The sequence below is a fragment of the Vibrio sp. KMM 9700 genome (genome assembly GCF_058545285.1).
In genome coordinates this window covers 373,506-392,666 of the sequence record NZ_CM178589.1, presented here as the reverse complement: position 1 = coordinate 392,666, position 19,161 = coordinate 373,506, and the positions used below count along the sequence as shown (strand labels likewise).

Genomic DNA, 19,161 nt, shown 5'->3' with positions numbered 1-19,161 from the left:
TCCGTGCTCGATGGCTTATGCTTATGTCATGCCACAAAGACGCTGTCGCTCCATGCGCGCTATGATTTGTACATCCATGTACAAATAAATCTTTGTTCTATGACATGAAGCATAAGCCATTTTAAGTTCAGTGCTTACATTGACTCAAAGCCCAAGGATGGCTTGAGCGTCTTTACGATGTGGTATAAGCATGAGCAGTGTGCCACGAATAAATCTTTATTTTATGACATTAAGCACAAGCGATTTTAAGTTCAGAGCTTACATTGATTAAAAGCCCAAGGATGGCTTGAGCGTCTTTACGATGTGGTATAAGCATGAGCAGTGTGCCACAAATAAATCAATATTCATGGCAACAAGCCTAAGCTAAACTTAATCCCGCCGGCAAACTATCACCAAACAAACGTTTCGACTCTTTCTCATCCAACTGGGCAACAGTTTCAACCAAATTCACCCAAGATTGCGGGCTACGAGATTGCTTCAACTTCTCAATCACCTGAGTACGCATGTTTTCATCAATATCCAAACTGCGATCGCCAGTTTTACGGCTCATCATCATGGCAGCAAAACCTATCATAGGCTCAGCTTTCCAATCGAGATCTAAAATTTTAGCTAGCCAAGTTTGCACTTGATTCTTATCAATCACATTGTGCGCACTAGCATACATTTGCGTGCGTGCAGCCAGACGCGCCACCGCCCACCAATGGGCTTGGACAAAGTCAGTTTGCTTTTGCGCGCGAGTTAAAAACCAATTAACTAACAATGCTTTATCTTCCACTTCAAGGTGCTCAAGGGAAGCAGCAAGGCGCACCATAGCTTCATAGCCATGATCATTAGCATCTTTTGCGCTTGATTTTTGACGCATTGCGCCCGGGTGCAAATATTTTGCAATGTCAGCCAAAATGCTTTCTTGCTGCTCCGTTGTTAGGCCACCTGAAATGCGACGCCAAAAAGTCCACCAATCCGACCAAGATTGATGTGACGGGAACTGTAAGTTTTGTGGGTAAATCGACCAAATTTGCTCAATACGCCAGCTATCTGCCGCATCACCAAACCCTGGACGCAGAGCAAAGCCCGCTAAACGCAGCCACTGCTGCTCATGGCTATTTGAGCGGCGACGACGTTTACGACCGAGTGCAAAGCTATCAAACAATTGACGCGAAAGGGCAAAGTCCCACGTATCACGTTTGCCAAGCATTTTCTCTAGATCTTTGGTTAAGGTCTTAATTTGATCTTTTTGATCTGTCTTGCGGTTCGCTGAGAAGGTCGTCGCAATCAAAGCTTTAGCACGTTCAAGATTTGGATGCAGATCCTCATCTTGCTGCATTTCTTGTGCATTACGCGCATCAAATTCAAGCTGCCAACGCTTGCTGTCATCTTCAAGACTAATGCATTCAAGCGCAAGAGTGCCTACTTCGGTGAGTTGACAGGCCAGCATGACGCGTTGACGCTCTTTTTGGTTCGCTGCTAACTCATCACGGTTTTTCTCACCTTCTAGGGTTGCGATATATGGCGGCAGCGGTTGAAACTGAGCTTGTTCAAGGTTTTGCGAAACATCCAATAACAGGCTATTTTGCGCTGACACTTTCGCATGCTGGGCATTGATAAAGGACTCTTGGGTCGAGGTCAAAATATCAATCTTAACCGGCTCGCCAAGGGTTAATAAAAACTCGCGACCAGTTAAGCGAATTTCTTGGTTTTCTTCGGTGCCTTTGGCAAGTAGGCACAAGGCTTGGCTCTTATTTTTTTGCTTTAAATGCAAGAAATAAGAACGGGCACTACCACCACCGATTTTTAGCGCTGCGCCGCGACGGGCTTTGGCATAAGCAACTGCGCCAAAGGCAACCGCAAGATCTGGGTTTGGATTTTCCAATAGGGTGACTGGTGCGCCGCGCCATTGGCTTAAAATTTCAATGAGACGCGCTTTAATCAAATCACTGTTAAAGATCCCACCATTAAATAAAACGGCTTCAGGGACTTGCTTATCTGGTGAGTGCTGGGCTAAAAACTGAGCGATATGTTTACTAATTGCAGCGTCGTGCGCATAGGGCAGGCCAAATTCAACCACAGCTTGGGCGCGTTGATCTGGCATTTGACTTTGATCAGTTAATGGGAAGAAGCCATCTAACACCATTTTATGCAACGCTGTTTTTTCAATTAAGGCGCTTTGCGTGCCACCGATTAAGCGTGAGCCACTACCAAGAATCGAGATTTTGGCTTGCTCAGGCGCATCAGGGCGCAGCAGGCTTTCTTTGACTTGGCGAGTTTGGTTAATCAGCTTCATTAACGCTTGCGCATTCATCGGCTTAGATTTATTTAAGCTTTGCTCGGCATAATGGGCAAGGGCAAGGTCAATATTATCCCCGCCAAGCATTAAGTGATCGCCAACGCCAACACGGTTGAGTGCAAGGCCATTTTCTTTATCTTGGCTTGCTGCGATAAGGCTTAAATCCGTTGTCCCGCCGCCCACATCACAAATTAAAATTTGCGCAATATTTTGCAGTTTTTCAGCTGCACTGTCTTGATGGCGCTGATACCAGTCATAACACACAGCTTGTGGCTCTTCGAGCAGGACAATATTGTCAAGACCAGCTAGTTTTGCCGCTTCTAAGGTAAAGCTACGCGCACTTTCATCAAAGGATGCAGGAATGGTGATCACCACATCTTGTTCATTTAATGGTGCGTCACTATGGTGATAGTTCCAAGCTTGATGCATATGATGCAAATAGCTGGCGCTCGCTAAAATAGGGGAGACTTTTAAGACATCGTTATGTGCGCCCCAAGGCAAAATGTCTTGTGAGCGATCGACGCCATGATGTGAGAGCCAACTCTTCGCACTCGAGACTTGGCGGCCTTCAATTTGCGCGCCTAAATCACGCGCCCATTGACCGACAATAACTTGGTTATCATCTTGGGGAAGATGGCTGTCTTGCCAAGGCAATTGCACATCTTGAGTTTGGAATTGATTGGCGCTATGAAACCGAAAAGATGGCAGCATCGGCTTACGGGCAACTTCCCCTGGGCCGACAAGCTGGTCAATTTCAAATAGTTTCACTTCTGCTTGGCTTAAATCCTCACAAATTTCACTATAAGCCATCACACTGTTGGTGGTACCTAAATCAATACCAACCAAATAACGGGCATTCTTTTTCGGTTTCATAGTCAATCTATACTTATGTTAGTGCAACATGTTGATTACACGAATGAGTTTGGATGATTAATCTCGGACACTAAACTCAACTTGCCAAGTTTGGAAGTTGTCGACTGCAATCGCTTCCAATGCCAAGGTGCCAATTTCCGTGATTTTTGTTGACAGCTCAACCATCACGACTTCACCAGCGCTGCGGCCTTCTTGCGCTTCAAGTGTCACTTCAATTGGCGGCAACTCTTCGAGTTCATCTGGCATCCAAAAATCAAGGTGAGTTCCTGTTTCATCTTCATGACGCACAGTTGAGCCATAGAATTGGAAGGTTACAGGCTGACCAATGATAAGACCAAATTCGCGGTTTGAAAGGTTTGATTCTGTGCCTTCTTCCATGCCAAATGGTGCGATACACACGGCTTCCATTTGCGGCGGAATGCCCGGAATCGCTGGCATAGAGCTTTCAACGCCAACATAATAACTGCTTGCCAGACCGCCACGGATACGCACGCCGCCTTTGTTATGCGCCAGTGCATGACGCACATGACCAAAGTAGCTTGCGCCACGGGCAACGGCTAAATCAAGATCAACACCGGTTAAGCGAGAAATGCTGCCGTGTTCAAACCAAGACTCAAGCACGCCCATTAAGCGAGTGGATAAGAGATCAGATTTTAGAACGCCACCGTTAAATAGAATTTTACTTGGACGAACAAAATCTTGCGCCTCTTGAATGCCTGCTTGCTTGGTTAAGAAACTTGCAATATGGCGGGTAATGCCTGCATCTTGTGCATATGGCAGACCAAGTTGGGTCAAGGCGCTACGCTGAGTTTGCACTGGGTGCTCATGCACGCCAATATGTGGGAAGAAACCATCGAGTAAGGTTTGCTCTATATCGGCTTGGGTTAAGTTAGTTTTTAAGCTGCCACCAATCAATTTTGAGCCACGGCTTGGGATCACGATTGGCACAGTTTCAACATCTGGGTTTTGCAGTAATGTTTCTTTTGCATCACGGCAAAGGTGGGCGAGGGCATTGACTTGCCAAGGTTGCAATTGCTGACCTTGGGTCGCAAGGTTCATCTTGATGCGATACGCCAATGCCAAATCCATGTTGTCACCGCCAAGCAAGATATGCTCACCGACAGCCACACGCTCAAGGGATAAATTGCCTTCTTCTTCGCTCACTTTCACAAGTGATAAATCCGTGGTACCACCACCGATATCGACCACAAGCACAAGATCGCCAACCGTGACTTGATCGCGCCAGTTATCTTGGCTGTTATCAATCCAGCTATAAAGCGCAGCTTGCGGCTCTTCAAGTAAGGTTAAGTTTTCAAAACCAACCGCTTTGGCAGCTTCTGCGGTTAGCTCTTTTGCCGCAGGATCAAAAGATGCAGGAATTGTAATCGTGACTTGCTGCTTGGCAAGTGGCGCGTCAGGGTGCGCATGATCCCAAGCACTCATTAAGTGATCAAGATACAGCTCAGTTGCATCAACAGGTGAAAGGCGCGTAATATCATCGCCTTGGCCTTGTGGCAAGAATGCTTCACGACGATTGACGCCGCCATGGCAAAGCCAGCTTTTCGCGCTACCAATGAGGCGCATAGGTGTTTTATGACCTAAATGACGTGCGATGCTGCCCACAAGTGCTGGCGGCTCGTCAGTCCAAGGCAGGCTTAAAAGCGATTGATCCACTTCACTTTGATGCGCTTGATAAACAAAAGATGGCAGCTGATTTAAAGACTCGACTTGTCCAGGGCCAATCAATTGCGGCACGCCAAAAACTTCAACTTGCGCTTGGTCAAGGTCAAGCTGGGTATAAGATAGCACGCTGTTGGTGGTGCCAAGGTCAATCCCGACACTAAACTTCGGGCTTGATTGTGATTCAAATTCTTGCATAGTTTGGCTCAATTTTTACTAAATTAGGTATATAAAGTGAATGCCCACATCGATGCGGGCACTCCTTAGACTGAGAGGGATTAAAGCTCAACCTCAGCTGGTGCAATGATGCTTGGATCATAGTTTTCAGTCAGTTTTGGCAGGCTAATCTCTTGAGCTTTCCAACCAGAGTGGATAAGCGTACCTTGGAATGGTGCATTACCAGTGACATTGCCAGTTAAACGAATTTCTTGCGCATTAAAGCCTTCAGGCACTTGGATGCGTGACTCTTCTGCTTCACTGCGAACTGGCGCCAGTTTAAAGTGATCTTTTAAGACTTTTTGACCGCCAGAGTGAATCACGCGCGCAGCAGCGCCAACTTCTTCATCATTAAAATGGGTTAGATCTTCGTGTAAGAAATCAACTAAGCGTGCTTCTTGTTGGAAAATCGCAAGTAATTGCAACGCTGAGTCAGTCGGCGCAGATTTAAGCTTAGACTCGACTTCCACACGTTTTTCCACGACTTTTTCGACTTCAACCACTTTCTCAACTTCGACAATCTTCTCGACAGGTTTTTCAACCTCAACAATTTTTTCAACTGGTTTTTCGACGATTTTCTCAACGGTTTTACGTGGCTTAAATAAAGCTACCAACAAAAAAAGCACAGCCACTGCTGCTAAAATTGCATGCAGCTGGTCGAATGTTGTTGGAAACAGGTTTAAATCATAAGTCATGGTATTCATTTGAACGTCTCTTTGTCATTTCAGTTTGAAGTGAGATCAAAACTGAAAATTTAGGAATTTATGAATGTATACATCATCTTTTGGCAAGTGGCTTATACCTTCATGCCAAATATACAGGATTAATACTCAGATCATGGGCGTTACCGCTGATGGGATAAGAGTATAGATGTCAGCATTTTATCATAATCAATAATAAGTCTTTAACTAAAACTTGGTGCAGATGTTTAAAATATCAAGTCTTTTGTTTGATTTTTCAGCAAAAAAAATTAAAGCGTGTGAATTTTAGGCAAGTATTGCCGCTTTCGCTGCTTCTTTTTGCCTTATGCTTTGGCTCAGGTAGAATAGGAGCGATAGCAAAAGCCTAATATGATTGAGTAAGAAAAGTATGAATCACAACCGAATTGTTTGTTTTGACCTAGAAATGTGCTGCTGGAATGAAAACGGTGTCGGGCAAACAGGTGAAATTATTGAAATTGGTTTAGCTGAGATTGATTTAACCGAGAAAAAAATCGTCAAACGGGCGCAGTTTTATGTGCGTCCAGAGTCAGATAAAGTCTCTGAGTTTTGTACTGAGTTAACTGGCATTACGCCAAAAACCGTGCAAAAACAAGGACGTCCGTTAGCCGATGTCTTAAAATCTTTGATTAAAAACTTCGGCGGGCCAAAAAAGATATATGCGGCGTGGGGGCGGGATGATTTAATTCTTGCCAAAGAATGTGCACAAAAAGGGCTCGATGTGCCATTTAAAGAGTTTATTAATTTGGCGACTTTATATCGCATTCGCGAGCGCTCCAAAGATAAACGCATTGGGCATAAAGCCGCCCAAGAAGCGCTGGGCATTGAATGGGAAGGGCGTCAACATTCTGGTTATGTCGATGCCTACAATTTAGCGAAACTTGCGCTAGAAATTTTATAAGCTTGTTTATATTAAGCTTTTTATATCTAGTGCTGTTAACCTTCGTCTCATTACAAGACTAAGCTTAAACAAAAAAAGTCACTTCACTATCCGTTTTAGGATGCTGAAGTGACTTTATGTTTATCTAAAAACTAAGCTGATGATTAAGCTTTATTTTCAATAAAATCTTGCTGCTTTAACTCTTCATCAAAGGCTTGATTCAATTCTTTTTTATCCCCAAGCAGACGTGAAGTGATAGTGCCCGCTGTCATTGCGCCACTTACATTTAACGCCGTACGCGCCATATCAATTAAAGGCTCAATCGAGATAAGAAGCGCTGCGATAGTCACAGGTAGCCCCATTGCAGGTAGAACAATTAACGCTGCAAAGGTTGCGCCGCCGCCCACACCGGCAATACCGAATGAGCTGACGGTAATAATTGCTACCAGTGACAAGATAAAGCTAAAGTCCATTGGGTTGATGCCCACAGTTGGTGCGACCATCACAGCAAGCATAGCTGGGTAGATCCCCGCACAACCATTTTGGCCAATTGTCGCGCCAAAGGTTGCAGAAAGGTTTGCAATCGCTGGTGGCACTTTCAATTTCGTGGTTTGCGCTTCAACATTTAGCGGAATCGTTGCTGCAGAGCTGCGTGAGCTAAAGGCAAAGGTAAGCACAGGCCAAATTTGCTTAAAGAAGTTCTTTGGATTGACGCCAACCAGTGACACAAGGAAGCCATGCACAAGGAACATCAAGAAGATAGCTACATAAGAGGCAACGATAAAGCTAAGCAAGCTTAGAATATCCGCAAGGCTAGACGTGGCGACAACTTTGGTCATCAAGGCCGCGATGCCAAACGGCGTCAGTGCAATGATCATCTTCACAAGGCGCATCACAATCGCTTGAGTCGATTCTACAAAACCTTTGATTGGCGCTTCAAGCTCTTGTTTTTCAGCCATCACTTTGCGCGCTGCAATCCCAACTAAAATCCCGAAGATGACCACGGCAATAATAGAGGTTGAACGAGCACCAGTTAAATCAGCAAATGGATTGGTTGGGATAAAGCTCACCAACATTTGCGGAATCGTTAGATCGGCAACACTGCCAAGTCTATCTTCAAGAATCGCGATACGCGCGGTTTCACGTGCACCTTCAGAAAGACCTGCTGCAGATAAACCAAATACATGGGCAATCGCGATCCCAACCAGCGCAGAAATCGCAGTGGTAAAGAGCAGCACACCAATGGTGAGGCCACTGATTTTACCTAAGGATCCAGATTGCTCAAGGCGAACCACAGCAGCAATCATTGAGACGAGCACCAATGGCATGATCACCATTTTAAGTAGGCCAACATAGCCACTGCCGACCACATTGATCCACTCAAGGGTCGACTTAATGATATCGCCGCTGCCTGCATAGATTAACTGGAGTAAAAAACCAAATAAGCTACCTAAGATCAAACCAGATAAAACTTGGCGTGAAAGGGTATGTTTTTGACGTTGGAGCTTAAAGAGTACAAATAAAATGCCAACAAATATCGCAATGTTTGCGATCACAGCAATAGACATCATGGTGTTATTCCTTCATAGATTTCCCTTTGATTCAGCCATATAGGCATTGGCTGAAGGGTATTTGCAAATATATCGCTTAGGGAGAAGGCCTTTGCGAATTCAGTCTGTCATTTAAGACATTATCTAAATCCTTGTCGATGTATTCAATAAGTTGATCGTATCAAGGATTTAGATGATAAGTAGACAATTTACAAGGATATAAAAAGGAAGAAAAGGTTAGCTTTGTTATGCAATATAACTAAAAGATATATATACTTAAAATTGAACAAATATCAATCAGATCTACGGGGGATTCGTCAATAGCTAGCTTTCTATTTGTTCATTTACACATTTTAAGAATAAAAATATTTTTAAGTGGCTACTTATTAACCAAGTGCTAACCAGATACCAACACCGACCATTAATGTGCCAGCGATTCGGTTTAATAAACGTACATTGCCAGATTGATTTAAAAGATGACGTAAACTTTTGCCACCGGTTGCATAGGCAAGCATAGAAATAAACTCAGTACATAAGATAATCCCAACCAATAAAGATAATTGCGCTGGCATCGGCAAGCTTGGATTAATAAAAGGTGGTAAAAGGGCGATCATAAAAGCCCAGCCTTTAGGGTTGGCAATTGCCGTGACAAAACCTTGGGAGATTAACTTAGTTGGTTTTGGCGCTAAGATTTCAGCGTCAAAATCAAAAGATAAACCGCCTTTGGCGCGCCACATTTTTATCCCCACCCAGATGAGGTAAGCACCACCTAAATATTTTAGCGCAAGGAAGACTTGCGGGTGCTCAAGCATCACACTGGCGACACCAAGAACGGCGCAGGTTGCGACTAATGCAACTCCGACTAACTCACCTAACATCATCCATAAGGTTTTTTTGAGGCCAATAGTCATCCCTAAAGTTAAGGCTAACGTCATGCAAAGACCTGGCGTGATGGAGACAAAGAAAAAAGTTGGAATAAAAGCACTAAGTAGTAAAAAATCCATGTTTATTTGATAACTCGTCTGAAAATATCGCAATATGTTAACTTGGTTTGATTATTTTACCAATATCAATCTCTTGTGTGTGGCATTTTATAGTAAAATATTGAGTGTTAATGAGAAATATATTCAACTTAAACGCATTTTATAAATATCTATTTAGTTAATGAATACACACGCTTATTTCAAAGTTCGCTAATTAAAATTAAAGAAGATTATTGTGATAAAAATTCGAGCGGCAAATATCCAAGACAGTGCTGCGCTAGACGATCTCATGTGGGCGTTACATCAAGAGCATCACGAAAAAGCGCCAGATCTTTGTAAACCGGCAGCACAAGTGATGCAAGAAAAATCGATTCAAACCTATTTAACGCATCCTGAATGTTTGGTCTATTTAGCAGAAGATGTGACGCAATCAGAAGAAGATACATCCCCACAAGTGGTAGGATTTATTTGTGGGAGTTTCGCAAGTTTTGATTCGCCAATCCATCCAAAGGTATTACTTGGAAATATTGATGAGTTTTATTTATTGCCAACAATGCGTCAGCAGGGCATAGGCAGGCAACTTTTAACTCAAATTGAATCTGTTTTTGAAAGTTATGGTGTAGAAAAAATCGCCATTGAAGTGTTTGACTTTAATCATGTCGCACGTAGTTTTTATCAAGAACATAAATTTGAGCCCTATATTCATTGCTTAATGAAAAAGATTAATTAATGCGCTGCGCAATGACGCTGTGTGGGAGCATAAAAAAGAAAGGGAAGTATCATGAGTAAAGCGGTCGTAGTGTTTAGTGGCGGTCAAGATTCGACAACTTGTCTTATTCAGGCCTTAAGAAACTATGATGAAGTCCATGCGATCACTTTTGACTATGGACAACGCCATTCACTAGAAATTGAAATCGCCAAAGGCTTGGCAAAAAAACTTGGCGTGAGCGCACATAAAATTATGGATGTACGAACGATGAGTGAATTGGCTGAAAGCTCCTTAACTCGTGAAGATATTCCGGTTGATCACGCTGATCATAAATCTGAGATGCCAAACGCTTATGTGCCAGGGCGCAATATATTATTTTTTACCTTAGCGGGTATTTATGCTTATCAAGTCGGTGCACACGCTATTATTACAGGAGTGTGTGAAACAGACTTTGCCGGTTATCCTGATTGCCGCCATACTTTTGTGCGTTCAATGCAAGAAACGCTTTCACGCGGAATGGGGTACGAGATGCAAGTGCAAGCGCCGTTAATGTGGCTAAATAAAGCCCAAACTTGGGCATTGGCAGATAACCTTGGAGCATTGGATATGATCCGAGATGAAACATTGACTTGTTATAATAACATCATTGGCAGTGGGTGTGGCGATTGCCCAGCTTGTGCGCTGCGTCGCGCTGGCCTGAGTGTTTATCAAAATAATAAAACAGCGGTGATGATTGAGCTGCATACGATTTTAAAAAGCTTGCCAGCAGTCGGTGAGGTGGGCTAACTAACCTCAAGCATAAAAAAACCTCAAGCTAAGAATCTGGCTTGAGGTTTTTTAATTAGGTGTATTCAAAAATGAATAATTAAAAGGTCTTAATTAACGTGCACGGAAAACGATGCGACCTTTTGTTAAGTCATAAGGTGTCATTTCAACAGTCACCTTATCACCCGTAAGAATACGGATATAGTTCTTACGCATTTTACCAGAAATGTGCGCTGTTAAAACGTGACCATTTTCTAGTTCAACACGAAACATAGTATTTGGAAGTGTGTCAAGGACAGTGCCTTGCATTTCAATTACATCTTCTTTTGCCATTGAATCCTCGTTGCGATATTTAGGCTAGGGTATAAAAGTTTTGCCGTATTCTACCCTTGCCAAGCATGATTTACTAGCTTTTGATGCCTGTTATATAAAACTTTATACTTCATTGCATCACATTCGTCGATTTGAAAACCTAAATAAAGGTAACTTTTATTCGTTTTTTGCGCCACTTCAACTTGGGTTAAGATCGCAAGTGCGCCAAGAGATAATGGGTGCTCAGGTTCAAAAAATGTATAAAAAGCACTTAAGCTATGGGTTAAATTATCCGTTACCGCCACAGCTATTAATTTTTGTTCTTGGTAAAGGTGTAAAAAGCTCGGATTTAACCAAGAACTTTGAATAAAATCTAAAAATGTTTGTTTATTAGGCGGATACATACTGCCATTTTGATGGCGAAGTTCAATATATTTAGCATATAAATCATACCAATCATCATCTAATTGGGATTTTAATTGATAGCTAATTTGCGCCTTTTTAGCTTTATTTAATAAACGTTTTTGACTTTTACTGGGTTCAAATTCATCGACCAAAATGCGAATGGGTTGGCAGGCATTGCACTGCTGACAGTGCGGGCGATAAATCATATTGCCGCTGCGGCGAAAACCAAGGCTTAGAAAAGCTTCAAAAAAGCTCTCTGTTTGCAAAGCCTCACTCATCACCACTGCAATTTGTTCTTCTTGATCGGCAAGATAGCTACAAGGATGAGGGGGACACAGGCCAAGTTGAATTGAATCTGGAAGCATAATCATAGGCATTATCCTTTTTCCTTGTTACAGCCATCGCTTAAAATCTGTGATCTCATGCGCGAACAAGAAATCCTCATTAATCATAGCGGATTGATGTTGTTTTAGGTAGTTTAAATATCTCTCTCGTGGGATTAAATAAGCACCTAAGGATTCAAGGTGAGGGTTATGTAATTGACAATCTATTAATTTTCCGCCCATTTCACCAAAGTGATGGCACAAGCCCCAAAAGGCAAATTTCGAAGCATTGGATGCCAATGAAAACATGGATTCCCCACAAAATGTTTGGCCTATGGTTAAGCCATACAAGCCGCCAATTAACTTATCTTGATGATCCCACACTTCAACAGACTGACATTTACTTTTGCGTGCAAGTTGAATATAGGCGGCTTGCATTTCGCTGGTGATCCAACGTTCTGATTCTGGGCGCGTGCTAGCGCATAAGCGAATAACCTCTTCAGTCGCTTGATTAGCACTCAACCGCCAATTGGTTTTACGAATAAATTTACGCATGCTTTTGCTTGGCTGCATTTCATCAGTGCCAAGTACCATACGCTCACTTGGACTCCACCATAAAATCGGTTCATCTTGGCTAAACCAAGGGAAAATACCATGTTGATAGGCATAAATCAGGCGCTCACTTGATAAATCACCGCCCATAGCAAGTAAACCGTCAGGCTCAAGCAGGGCTTCACTTGGGTTAGGGAAGGACAAGTGAGTGTCAAGCTCTGGTAAATAGATCAAACTAAAACTCCAAAAAATACTCCATATCCCGCTGATTTTAAGCTTTTTTAGCAGTATATAAATGTTGAGGTGCGTTAAGGCTAGATTCTAAACATATTTTTGGGTAAGGTGCTAGAAGATAAAAATTTTGATAAGGAAAATAATCATTATGCAACAACTGACATTAGACCCAATTTCACGCGTTCAAGGAGAAGTGAATCTACCTGGTTCTAAAAGTGTATCCAATCGCGCCTTATTACTTGCGGCGTTAGCCAGTGGCACGACAGAGCTGACCAACTTGCTTGATAGCGACGACATCTCACATATGCTTAATGCCTTAAAATCGCTAGGCGTCAGTTATTCTTTATCAGAAGATAAAACATCTTGCACGGTTGAAGGCCTTGGTCGTACTTTCACATCAGCTCAGCCACTAGAGCTCTTTTTAGGCAATGCAGGAACCGCGATGCGCCCACTTGCCGCTGCGCTTTGTTTAGGTGAGGGCGAGTATGTGCTTACCGGTGAACCGCGCATGAAAGAGCGTCCAATTTTGCACCTTGTGGATGCGCTGCAAACACTAGGTTGTGAGATTGAATACCTTGAAAATAAAGGCTACCCGCCACTGAAAATTCAAGGCACAGGCTTAAATGGAGGTAAAGTGCAAATTGATGGTTCGATTTCAAGTCAGTTTTTAACCGCTTTATTAATGGCCGCGCCATTTGCCAAAGATGATTTAGAAATTGAAATTATTGGTGAGCTAGTGTCTAAGCCGTATATCGATATTACACTAGATATCATGGGAAAATTTGGCGTGACGGTTGAAAACAATAACTATCAAACCTTTGTTGTGCGCAGCGGTCAGTCTTATCAGTCGCCTGGTAAATACTTAGTTGAAGGCGATGCATCGTCTGCTTCTTACTTTTTAGCGGCAGCCGCAATTAAAGGTGGTGAAATCAAAGTCACTGGAATTGGCAAAAACAGTATCCAAGGGGATATTCAATTTGCTGATGCGCTTGAAAAAATGGGCGCAGAGATTGAATGGGGTGAGGATTACATATTATGCCGCAAAGGCAAGCTCAATGCCATTGATATGGATTTTAACCATATACCTGATGCGGCAATGACGATTGCAACCACAGCTTTATTTGCCCAAGGCACGACACGCATTACCAATGTGTATAACTGGCGCGTGAAAGAAACCGATCGCCTTGCTGCGATGGCATGTGAGTTACGTAAAGTAGGCGCTGAGGTTGTGGAAGGGGAAGACTTTATCCAAATTACGCCGCCAGAAAAACTCATCCACGCTGAAATTGAAACCTATGATGATCACCGCATCGCAATGTGCTTCTCATTAGTGGCATTAAGCGATACGCCGGTGACGATTTTAGATCCGAAATGCACCTCGAAGACATTTCCTACTTATTTTGATGAATTGCATAGACTCGCGCAATAATTCTCCAGTTAAGGATGTAAAGCAGGTCCATTCATAGGTTTAGCCTTTGCATCTGAAGTTGACTTGGGTATAATCGCGGCCAAATTCAAGTAACAATGAATCAGATTAACCCCAGAATCGGAGAGAAATTATGAATACTCAACATCCTATTATTACAGTGGATGGTCCAAGTGGTGCAGGAAAGGGGACTTTATGCATGCAATTGGCAAAACGTTTGGGTTTTCATCTTCTTGACTCTGGGGCAATTTACCGCGTCCTTGCACTGGCAGCGATTCACCACGGCGTTGATGTGGAATCAGAAGAAGCGCTCGTGCCACTTGCCATGCATCTTGATGTTGAATTTATCGCTGAAGGTGACTTAGTCAAAGTTTTACTTGAAGGCGAAGATGTCTCAAAAGAACTGCGCAAAGAAGAAACTGGCACAGCAGCCTCGAAAGTTGCCGCATTCCCGCGTGTACGTGAAGCGCTATTGCGCCGTCAACGTGCATTTGCAACGGCGCCAGGCCTTGTTGCAGACGGTCGAGACATGGGCACAGTGGTCTTTCCTAATGCCGATGCGAAGATATTTTTAGACGCATCTGCCCATGAAAGAGCAAATCGCCGCTTGAATCAGTTGCAACAAAAAGGATTAGATGGTAAATTTGACCAACTTTTACGCGACATCGAAGAGCGTGATGATAGAGACCGTAACCGTTCGGTAGCGCCTCTACGTCCTGCCGATGACGCTTTTGTGCTTGATTCTACTTCTCTAAATATTGATGAAGTGATTGAAAGTGCAATGAAATTTATCCAATCTAAGGTTAAATAAGTTTAACTTCTTATCCAACAGGTGAGCTGTTAAAAACTACTTAATCTTAAACCGTTGGTTGCAAGGATGATAACCAACTATATTTTCAACCCCATGCGGTAGGATACCCGTGGACGTTTATTAATTTGAAGATCATATAATGACTGAATCTTTTGCTCAACTCTTTGAAGAGTCGCTAAACGAACTAGAACTACGCCCTGGTACACTTGTTAAAGGTACTGTTGTTGCTATCGAGAACGGTTTTGTTCTTGTTGACGCTGGCCTAAAATCTGAATCAGCTATCCCTGCTGAGCAATTCAAGAACGCTGCTGGCGAACTTGAAGTTGAAGTAGGTGCAGAAGTAGACGTAGCACTTGACGCTGTTGAAGATGGCTTCGGTGAAACTCAACTTTCTCGTGAAAAAGCGAAACGTCACGAAGCTTGGATCGTTCTTGAAAAAGCATGTGAAGAAGCTGAAACTGTTGTTGGTATCATCAACGGTAAAGTTAAAGGTGGTTTCACTGTTGAACTAAACGGCATCCGTGCATTCCTACCTGGTTCTCTAGTTGACGTACGTCCTATTCGTGACACTGCGCACTTAGAAAACAAAGAGCTAGAGTTCAAAGTAATCAAGCTTGACCAAAAACGCAACAACGTTGTTGTTTCTCGTCGTGCTGTTATCGAATCTGAAAACAGCGTTGAGCGTGATGAACTACTTGAAACACTACAAGAAGGTACAGAAATCAAAGGTATCGTTAAGAACCTTACTGATTACGGTGCATTCGTTGATCTTGGTGGTGTTGACGGTCTTCTACACATCACAGACATGGCTTGGAAACGCGTTAAGCACCCATCTGAGATCGTAAACGTTGGTGACGAAATCAATGTTAAAGTTCTTAAGTTCGATCGTGAGCGCACTCGCGTTTCACTAGGTCTTAAGCAACTTGGTGAAGATCCATGGGTAGCAATTGCTAACCGTTACCCAGAAGGTCACAAACTAACTGGTCGCGTTACTAACCTAACTGACTACGGCTGCTTCGTTGAAATCGAAGAAGGCGTTGAAGGTCTAGTACACGTTTCTGAAATGGATTGGACTAACAAGAACATCCACCCTTCTAAAGTTGTTAATGTTGGCGACGAAGTTGAGGTTATGGTTCTTGATATCGACGAAGAACGTCGTCGTATCTCTCTAGGTCTGAAACAATGTAAAGCGAACCCATGGCAGTCATTCGCTGAAGCGCAAGCTAAAGGCGATAAAGTAACTGGTAAGATCAAGTCTATCACTGACTTCGGTATCTTCATCGGTCTTGAAGGCGGCATCGATGGTCTTGTTCACCTATCTGACATTTCTTGGAATGTTCAAGGTGAAGAAGCAGTTCGTGACTACAAAAAAGGTGACGAAATCTCTGCAGTTGTTCTTGCAGTTGACGCTGAGCGTGAGCGTATTTCTCTTGGCATTAAGCAAATGGAAAACGACCCGTTCAACAGCTATGTTGCTGACAACAAGAAAGGCACTCTAGTAACTGGTACAGTTACTGCAGTTGACGCGAAAGGCGCAACTGTTGAGCTAATCGAAGGCGTTGAAGGTTATATCCGTGCTTCTGAAGCATCACGTGACCGTATCGAAGATGCATCTCTAGTATTCTCTGCTGGCGACAGCGTTGAAGCTAAATTCATGGGTGTTGATCGTAAGAACCGCGTAATCAATCTTTCTATCAAAGCGAAAGATGAAGCTGAAGAGCAAGAAGCAATGGCTTCACTAAACAACCAAGAAGATGGTGCGTTTGGTAATGCTATGGCTGACGCGTTCAAAGCGGCAAAAGGTGAGTAATTCACTTTTTGGCTAAAGCTTGATTAAGTGTAAACTTAATTAAAATTAGCTAAGCTATAAAAAAGGGAGTCCTACGGGGCTCCTTTTTGTTTTTTGCGTTTGGAGAATTTGGGATTTGAAGAGTGTTGCTTAACTTGATGTTCGAGAGGTGTCAGAGAAATAACACTCGATTTTGCTTGAAAATGCCTATGTATGCGCTCACAATAAAGTTAAATAGTTGTGATCTATAGATAAATCTGTGGTCAATAACTAGCAATTTATAAAAGAATGAACTATATTCTGAAAATAAAGCTTATTACTAAAAATAACAAGGGCTTAGAAATATCATAAAAAGAAAGAGATATGATAGATTCTCGGTCAACTTATGGGAGGCATAAGTAGGGTACTGTTTATCTTAAAATTTGTATAACAACCTAGCTTATCCTAAATAAATTATTTACCTTAAAATTGAGAGTATGCAATGAGGCAACCTATGACAAAATCTGAGTTAATCGAGCGCTTAGCCGCAGAGCAATCGCATTTATCAGCAAAAGAAGTTGAAGATGCCGTAAAAGACATTCTTGAACATATGGCAGGTACATTAGAGTCTGGTGATCGTATCGAGATCCGTGGCTTTGGTAGCTTCTCACTTCATTATCGTGAACCACGTGTCGGTCGTAATCCTAAATCAGGTGAAAAAGTTGAATTAGATGGCAAATATGTGCCACACTTTAAGCCAGGTAAAGAGCTACGTGAGCGTGTGAATAATAGCTTATAAGCCTTAAGTTTATCTGCTTGAACAAATTTAAAGAGCAGCCTTATTGATTGGGCTGCTTTTTTGTATCTGCTTTTTAGTCCATCAATTTGGTGTAAACTCTGACCAATTAAGTCATTTATATAAAAAATATTATTCAGGATCAAACAAATACAATGGAGACTTTGTTGGTTTTACTGCATAATCTATAGATTCAAATACAAAAGAGGATCTAAGCGTGAAAATTATCAAAACTATCTTGGCCTTGGCCTTATTCGTTGTTGCTATCGCTCTCGGTAGTGAAAACCAAGAAGTGGTTAATTTTAATTATCTTATTGCCCAAGGCGAGTTTAAGCTTTCAATCTTACTTGGTATTATTTTTGTGATTGGTTTTCTGGTGGCAGGTTTATTCTTTGCCTCTTGGTATTTCAAAGCACAAATTGAAATCAGTCGCCAGCGTCGTCAACTAAAAAAACTAGGTTATATCGATCCAAGAATTGATGAAGCTAAAAAAGCGAAGCTTGAAGCAAAAGCCGCTGTAAAAAAACAAAAAGAAGCAAAAGCTGTGAAAAAACTTGAAGCAAAACAAGAAAAACAAGCGCCTGCAAAAGTAGAAGATAAATCTACGGATGTGAAAGCACAGACAGCTGAAGAAAAAACACCTAAAGTAGAAGAGAAATCCCCTGAAGACAAAGCAAAAGCCTAGGTTATCTGAATGCTAGAGCTACTCTTTTTACTATTACCCATTGCCGCCGCCTACGGTTGGTATATGGGTAATCGTAGCGCCAAGCAAGATAAACAAGAAAAATCTCATCAAATCTCGCGCGAATATGTGCGAGGTTTAAACCTTCTTTTGTCTGAACAATCAGATAAAGCGGTTGATCACTTCATCGAATTACTCCAAGTCGATAATGAAACCATCGATACTCACTTGGCGCTTGGTAACTTATTCCGTTCACGCGGAGAGGTCGACAGAGCGATTCGTTTGCACCAAAACTTAATTACGCGTGATGGTTTAACCATAGATCAAAAGCATATTGCGCTGCAGCAATTAGCCAAAGATTATATGGTATCGGGTATTTTTGATCGCGCAGAAAAAATTCTTGAGCAGCTTATTGATGAGCCCGAACATCGTCAGCAATCCCTTGAGCAGTTAATGCAAATCTACCAACAAACTAGTGAATGGGATAAAGCGATCCGTTGCGGTGAGTCTTTGCTAGCGCTGGGGAAAAAGCGTGTGCATCGAGATATCGCCCATTTTCGCTGTGAACTTGCAATGCAAGCTTTGGCTTCCAATGAAACTAAACAAGCAATTAAACTCTTTAAGAAAGCACTGCAAGATGATTCAAAGTGCGTTCGCGCGAGTATCGGTTTAGGTAATTTGTATCTTGAACAAAAAGCCTATCAGAAAACTATCGATCAACTTGAAATGGTGATACGACAAGACTTAGATTTTGTTTCCGAAGTTCTGCCAACGATTGCTGACTGTTATTATGCACTTGATGATGAGCAAGGTTTGTTGAACTTTCTGCAAACCTGTATAAATCGTAAAACTGGCGCCTCAGCAGAATTGATGTTGGCTCAAATCTTAGCCAAACATGAAGGTATTGCCAAGGCACAAACTATGATGACGGCGCAGCTTGAAAAGAATCCAACCATGAAAGGTTTCTATCGCTTGATTGATTATCATATTGCAGAGGCTGAAGAAGGGCGCGCGCGTGATAGTTTGACCACGATTCAATCTATGGTTGGTGAACAAATGAAGCTAAAACCTCATTATCAGTGTCGCCAATGTGGGTTTGCTAGCCAATCTGTGTATTGGCATTGCCCATCGTGTAAGAAATGGGGCTCAATTAAGCCGATCCGAGGCTTGGACGGTGAATAATAATGACTATA

The 19,161-nt window shown here is 42.5% G+C and carries 16 protein-coding genes and 1 pseudogene; 9 read left to right on the top strand and 8 right to left on the bottom strand.

Annotation, left to right across the window (positions count from 1 at the left end; genetic code table 11):
• Window positions 1-358: 358 nt before the first annotated feature.
• The 3 genes from AC2VOY_RS01755 to AC2VOY_RS01745 form a co-directional block, all read right to left on the bottom strand.
• Window positions 359-3,157 carry an Hsp70 family protein gene (locus tag AC2VOY_RS01755; RefSeq protein WP_491831924.1) on the bottom strand — a complete coding sequence of 933 codons (2,799 nt, stop codon included), beginning with the start codon at window positions 3,155-3,157 and terminating at the stop codon, window positions 359-361.
• 57 nt (window positions 3,158-3,214) lie between these two features.
• Window positions 3,215-5,035: an Hsp70 family protein gene (locus AC2VOY_RS01750; RefSeq protein ID WP_491831923.1), complete on the bottom strand. Its 1,821-nt coding sequence runs from the start codon at window positions 5,033-5,035 to the stop codon at window positions 3,215-3,217.
• Between the two features lie 80 nt (window positions 5,036-5,115).
• Window positions 5,116-5,748, bottom strand: a complete 633-nt coding sequence (locus AC2VOY_RS01745; RefSeq protein WP_491832979.1) for a DUF2760 domain-containing protein — start codon at window positions 5,746-5,748, stop codon at window positions 5,116-5,118.
• A gap of 394 nt (window positions 5,749-6,142) precedes the next feature.
• Here AC2VOY_RS01745 and AC2VOY_RS01740 point away from each other — a divergent pair, with 394 nt between their 5' ends.
• A complete protein-coding gene (locus AC2VOY_RS01740; protein ID WP_491831922.1) occupies window positions 6,143-6,673 on the top strand; it encodes a 3'-5' exonuclease in 531 nt (176 codons plus the stop codon).
• Window positions 6,674-6,816: 143 nt separating this feature from the next.
• On the opposite strand, the gene AC2VOY_RS01735 is transcribed toward AC2VOY_RS01740, so the two are convergent.
• Window positions 6,817-8,220, bottom strand: coding sequence for an L-cystine transporter (locus tag AC2VOY_RS01735; RefSeq protein ID WP_491832978.1), 1,404 nt, complete (start codon window positions 8,218-8,220; stop codon window positions 6,817-6,819).
• A 368-nt stretch (window positions 8,221-8,588) separates the two neighbouring features.
• Complete coding sequence (locus tag AC2VOY_RS01730) at window positions 8,589-9,206, bottom strand: LysE family translocator (protein WP_491831921.1); 618 nt, start codon at window positions 9,204-9,206, stop codon at window positions 8,589-8,591.
• A 214-nt stretch (window positions 9,207-9,420) separates the two neighbouring features.
• Here AC2VOY_RS01730 and AC2VOY_RS01725 point away from each other — a divergent pair, with 214 nt between their 5' ends.
• Both AC2VOY_RS01725 and queC read left to right on the top strand, forming a co-directional pair.
• Window positions 9,421-9,915 carry a GNAT family N-acetyltransferase gene (locus tag AC2VOY_RS01725; protein WP_491831920.1) on the top strand — a complete coding sequence of 165 codons (495 nt, stop codon included), beginning with the start codon at window positions 9,421-9,423 and terminating at the stop codon, window positions 9,913-9,915.
• A gap of 51 nt (window positions 9,916-9,966) precedes the next feature.
• Window positions 9,967-10,680, top strand: a complete 714-nt coding sequence (gene queC, locus AC2VOY_RS01720; protein WP_491831919.1) for a 7-cyano-7-deazaguanine synthase QueC — start codon at window positions 9,967-9,969, stop codon at window positions 10,678-10,680.
• 93 nt (window positions 10,681-10,773) lie between these two features.
• Here queC and infA read toward each other — a convergent pair whose 3' ends face one another.
• From infA to aat, 3 genes are read right to left on the bottom strand one after another with little or no spacing between them, the layout of a single operon-like run.
• A complete protein-coding gene (gene infA / locus AC2VOY_RS01715; protein WP_491831918.1) occupies window positions 10,774-10,992 on the bottom strand; it encodes a translation initiation factor IF-1 in 219 nt (72 codons plus the stop codon).
• 50 nt (window positions 10,993-11,042) lie between these two features.
• The gene (locus AC2VOY_RS01710; RefSeq protein WP_491832976.1) at window positions 11,043-11,747 is read right to left on the bottom strand and encodes an arginyltransferase; all 705 of its coding nucleotides are present in this window, start codon (window positions 11,745-11,747) and stop codon (window positions 11,043-11,045) included.
• Between the two features lie 21 nt (window positions 11,748-11,768).
• Window positions 11,769-12,485, bottom strand: coding sequence for a leucyl/phenylalanyl-tRNA--protein transferase (gene aat, locus AC2VOY_RS01705; protein WP_491831917.1), 717 nt, complete (start codon window positions 12,483-12,485; stop codon window positions 11,769-11,771).
• 148 nt (window positions 12,486-12,633) lie between these two features.
• Between aat and aroA the strand changes: the two genes are divergently transcribed.
• From aroA to lapB, 6 genes and pseudogenes are all read left to right on the top strand, one after another.
• The gene (gene aroA / locus AC2VOY_RS01700; protein ID WP_491831916.1) at window positions 12,634-13,914 is read left to right on the top strand and encodes a 3-phosphoshikimate 1-carboxyvinyltransferase; all 1,281 of its coding nucleotides are present in this window, start codon (window positions 12,634-12,636) and stop codon (window positions 13,912-13,914) included.
• A gap of 130 nt (window positions 13,915-14,044) precedes the next feature.
• The gene (gene cmk, locus AC2VOY_RS01695) at window positions 14,045-14,722 is read left to right on the top strand and encodes a (d)CMP kinase (RefSeq protein ID WP_491831915.1); all 678 of its coding nucleotides are present in this window, start codon (window positions 14,045-14,047) and stop codon (window positions 14,720-14,722) included.
• 139 nt (window positions 14,723-14,861) lie between these two features.
• Complete coding sequence (rpsA, locus tag AC2VOY_RS01690; RefSeq protein WP_491831914.1) at window positions 14,862-16,532, top strand: 30S ribosomal protein S1; 1,671 nt, start codon at window positions 14,862-14,864, stop codon at window positions 16,530-16,532.
• A 472-nt stretch (window positions 16,533-17,004) separates the two neighbouring features.
• A complete protein-coding gene (ihfB, locus tag AC2VOY_RS01685; protein WP_491831913.1) occupies window positions 17,005-17,289 on the top strand; it encodes an integration host factor subunit beta in 285 nt (94 codons plus the stop codon).
• 214 nt (window positions 17,290-17,503) lie between these two features.
• Window positions 17,504-17,740, top strand: a pseudogene (locus AC2VOY_RS01680) (LapA family protein); the annotation flags it as partial.
• A 240-nt stretch (window positions 17,741-17,980) separates the two neighbouring features.
• Window positions 17,981-19,150: a lipopolysaccharide assembly protein LapB gene (gene lapB, locus AC2VOY_RS01675; RefSeq protein WP_491831912.1), complete on the top strand. Its 1,170-nt coding sequence runs from the start codon at window positions 17,981-17,983 to the stop codon at window positions 19,148-19,150.
• Window positions 19,151-19,161 lie beyond the last annotated feature (11 nt).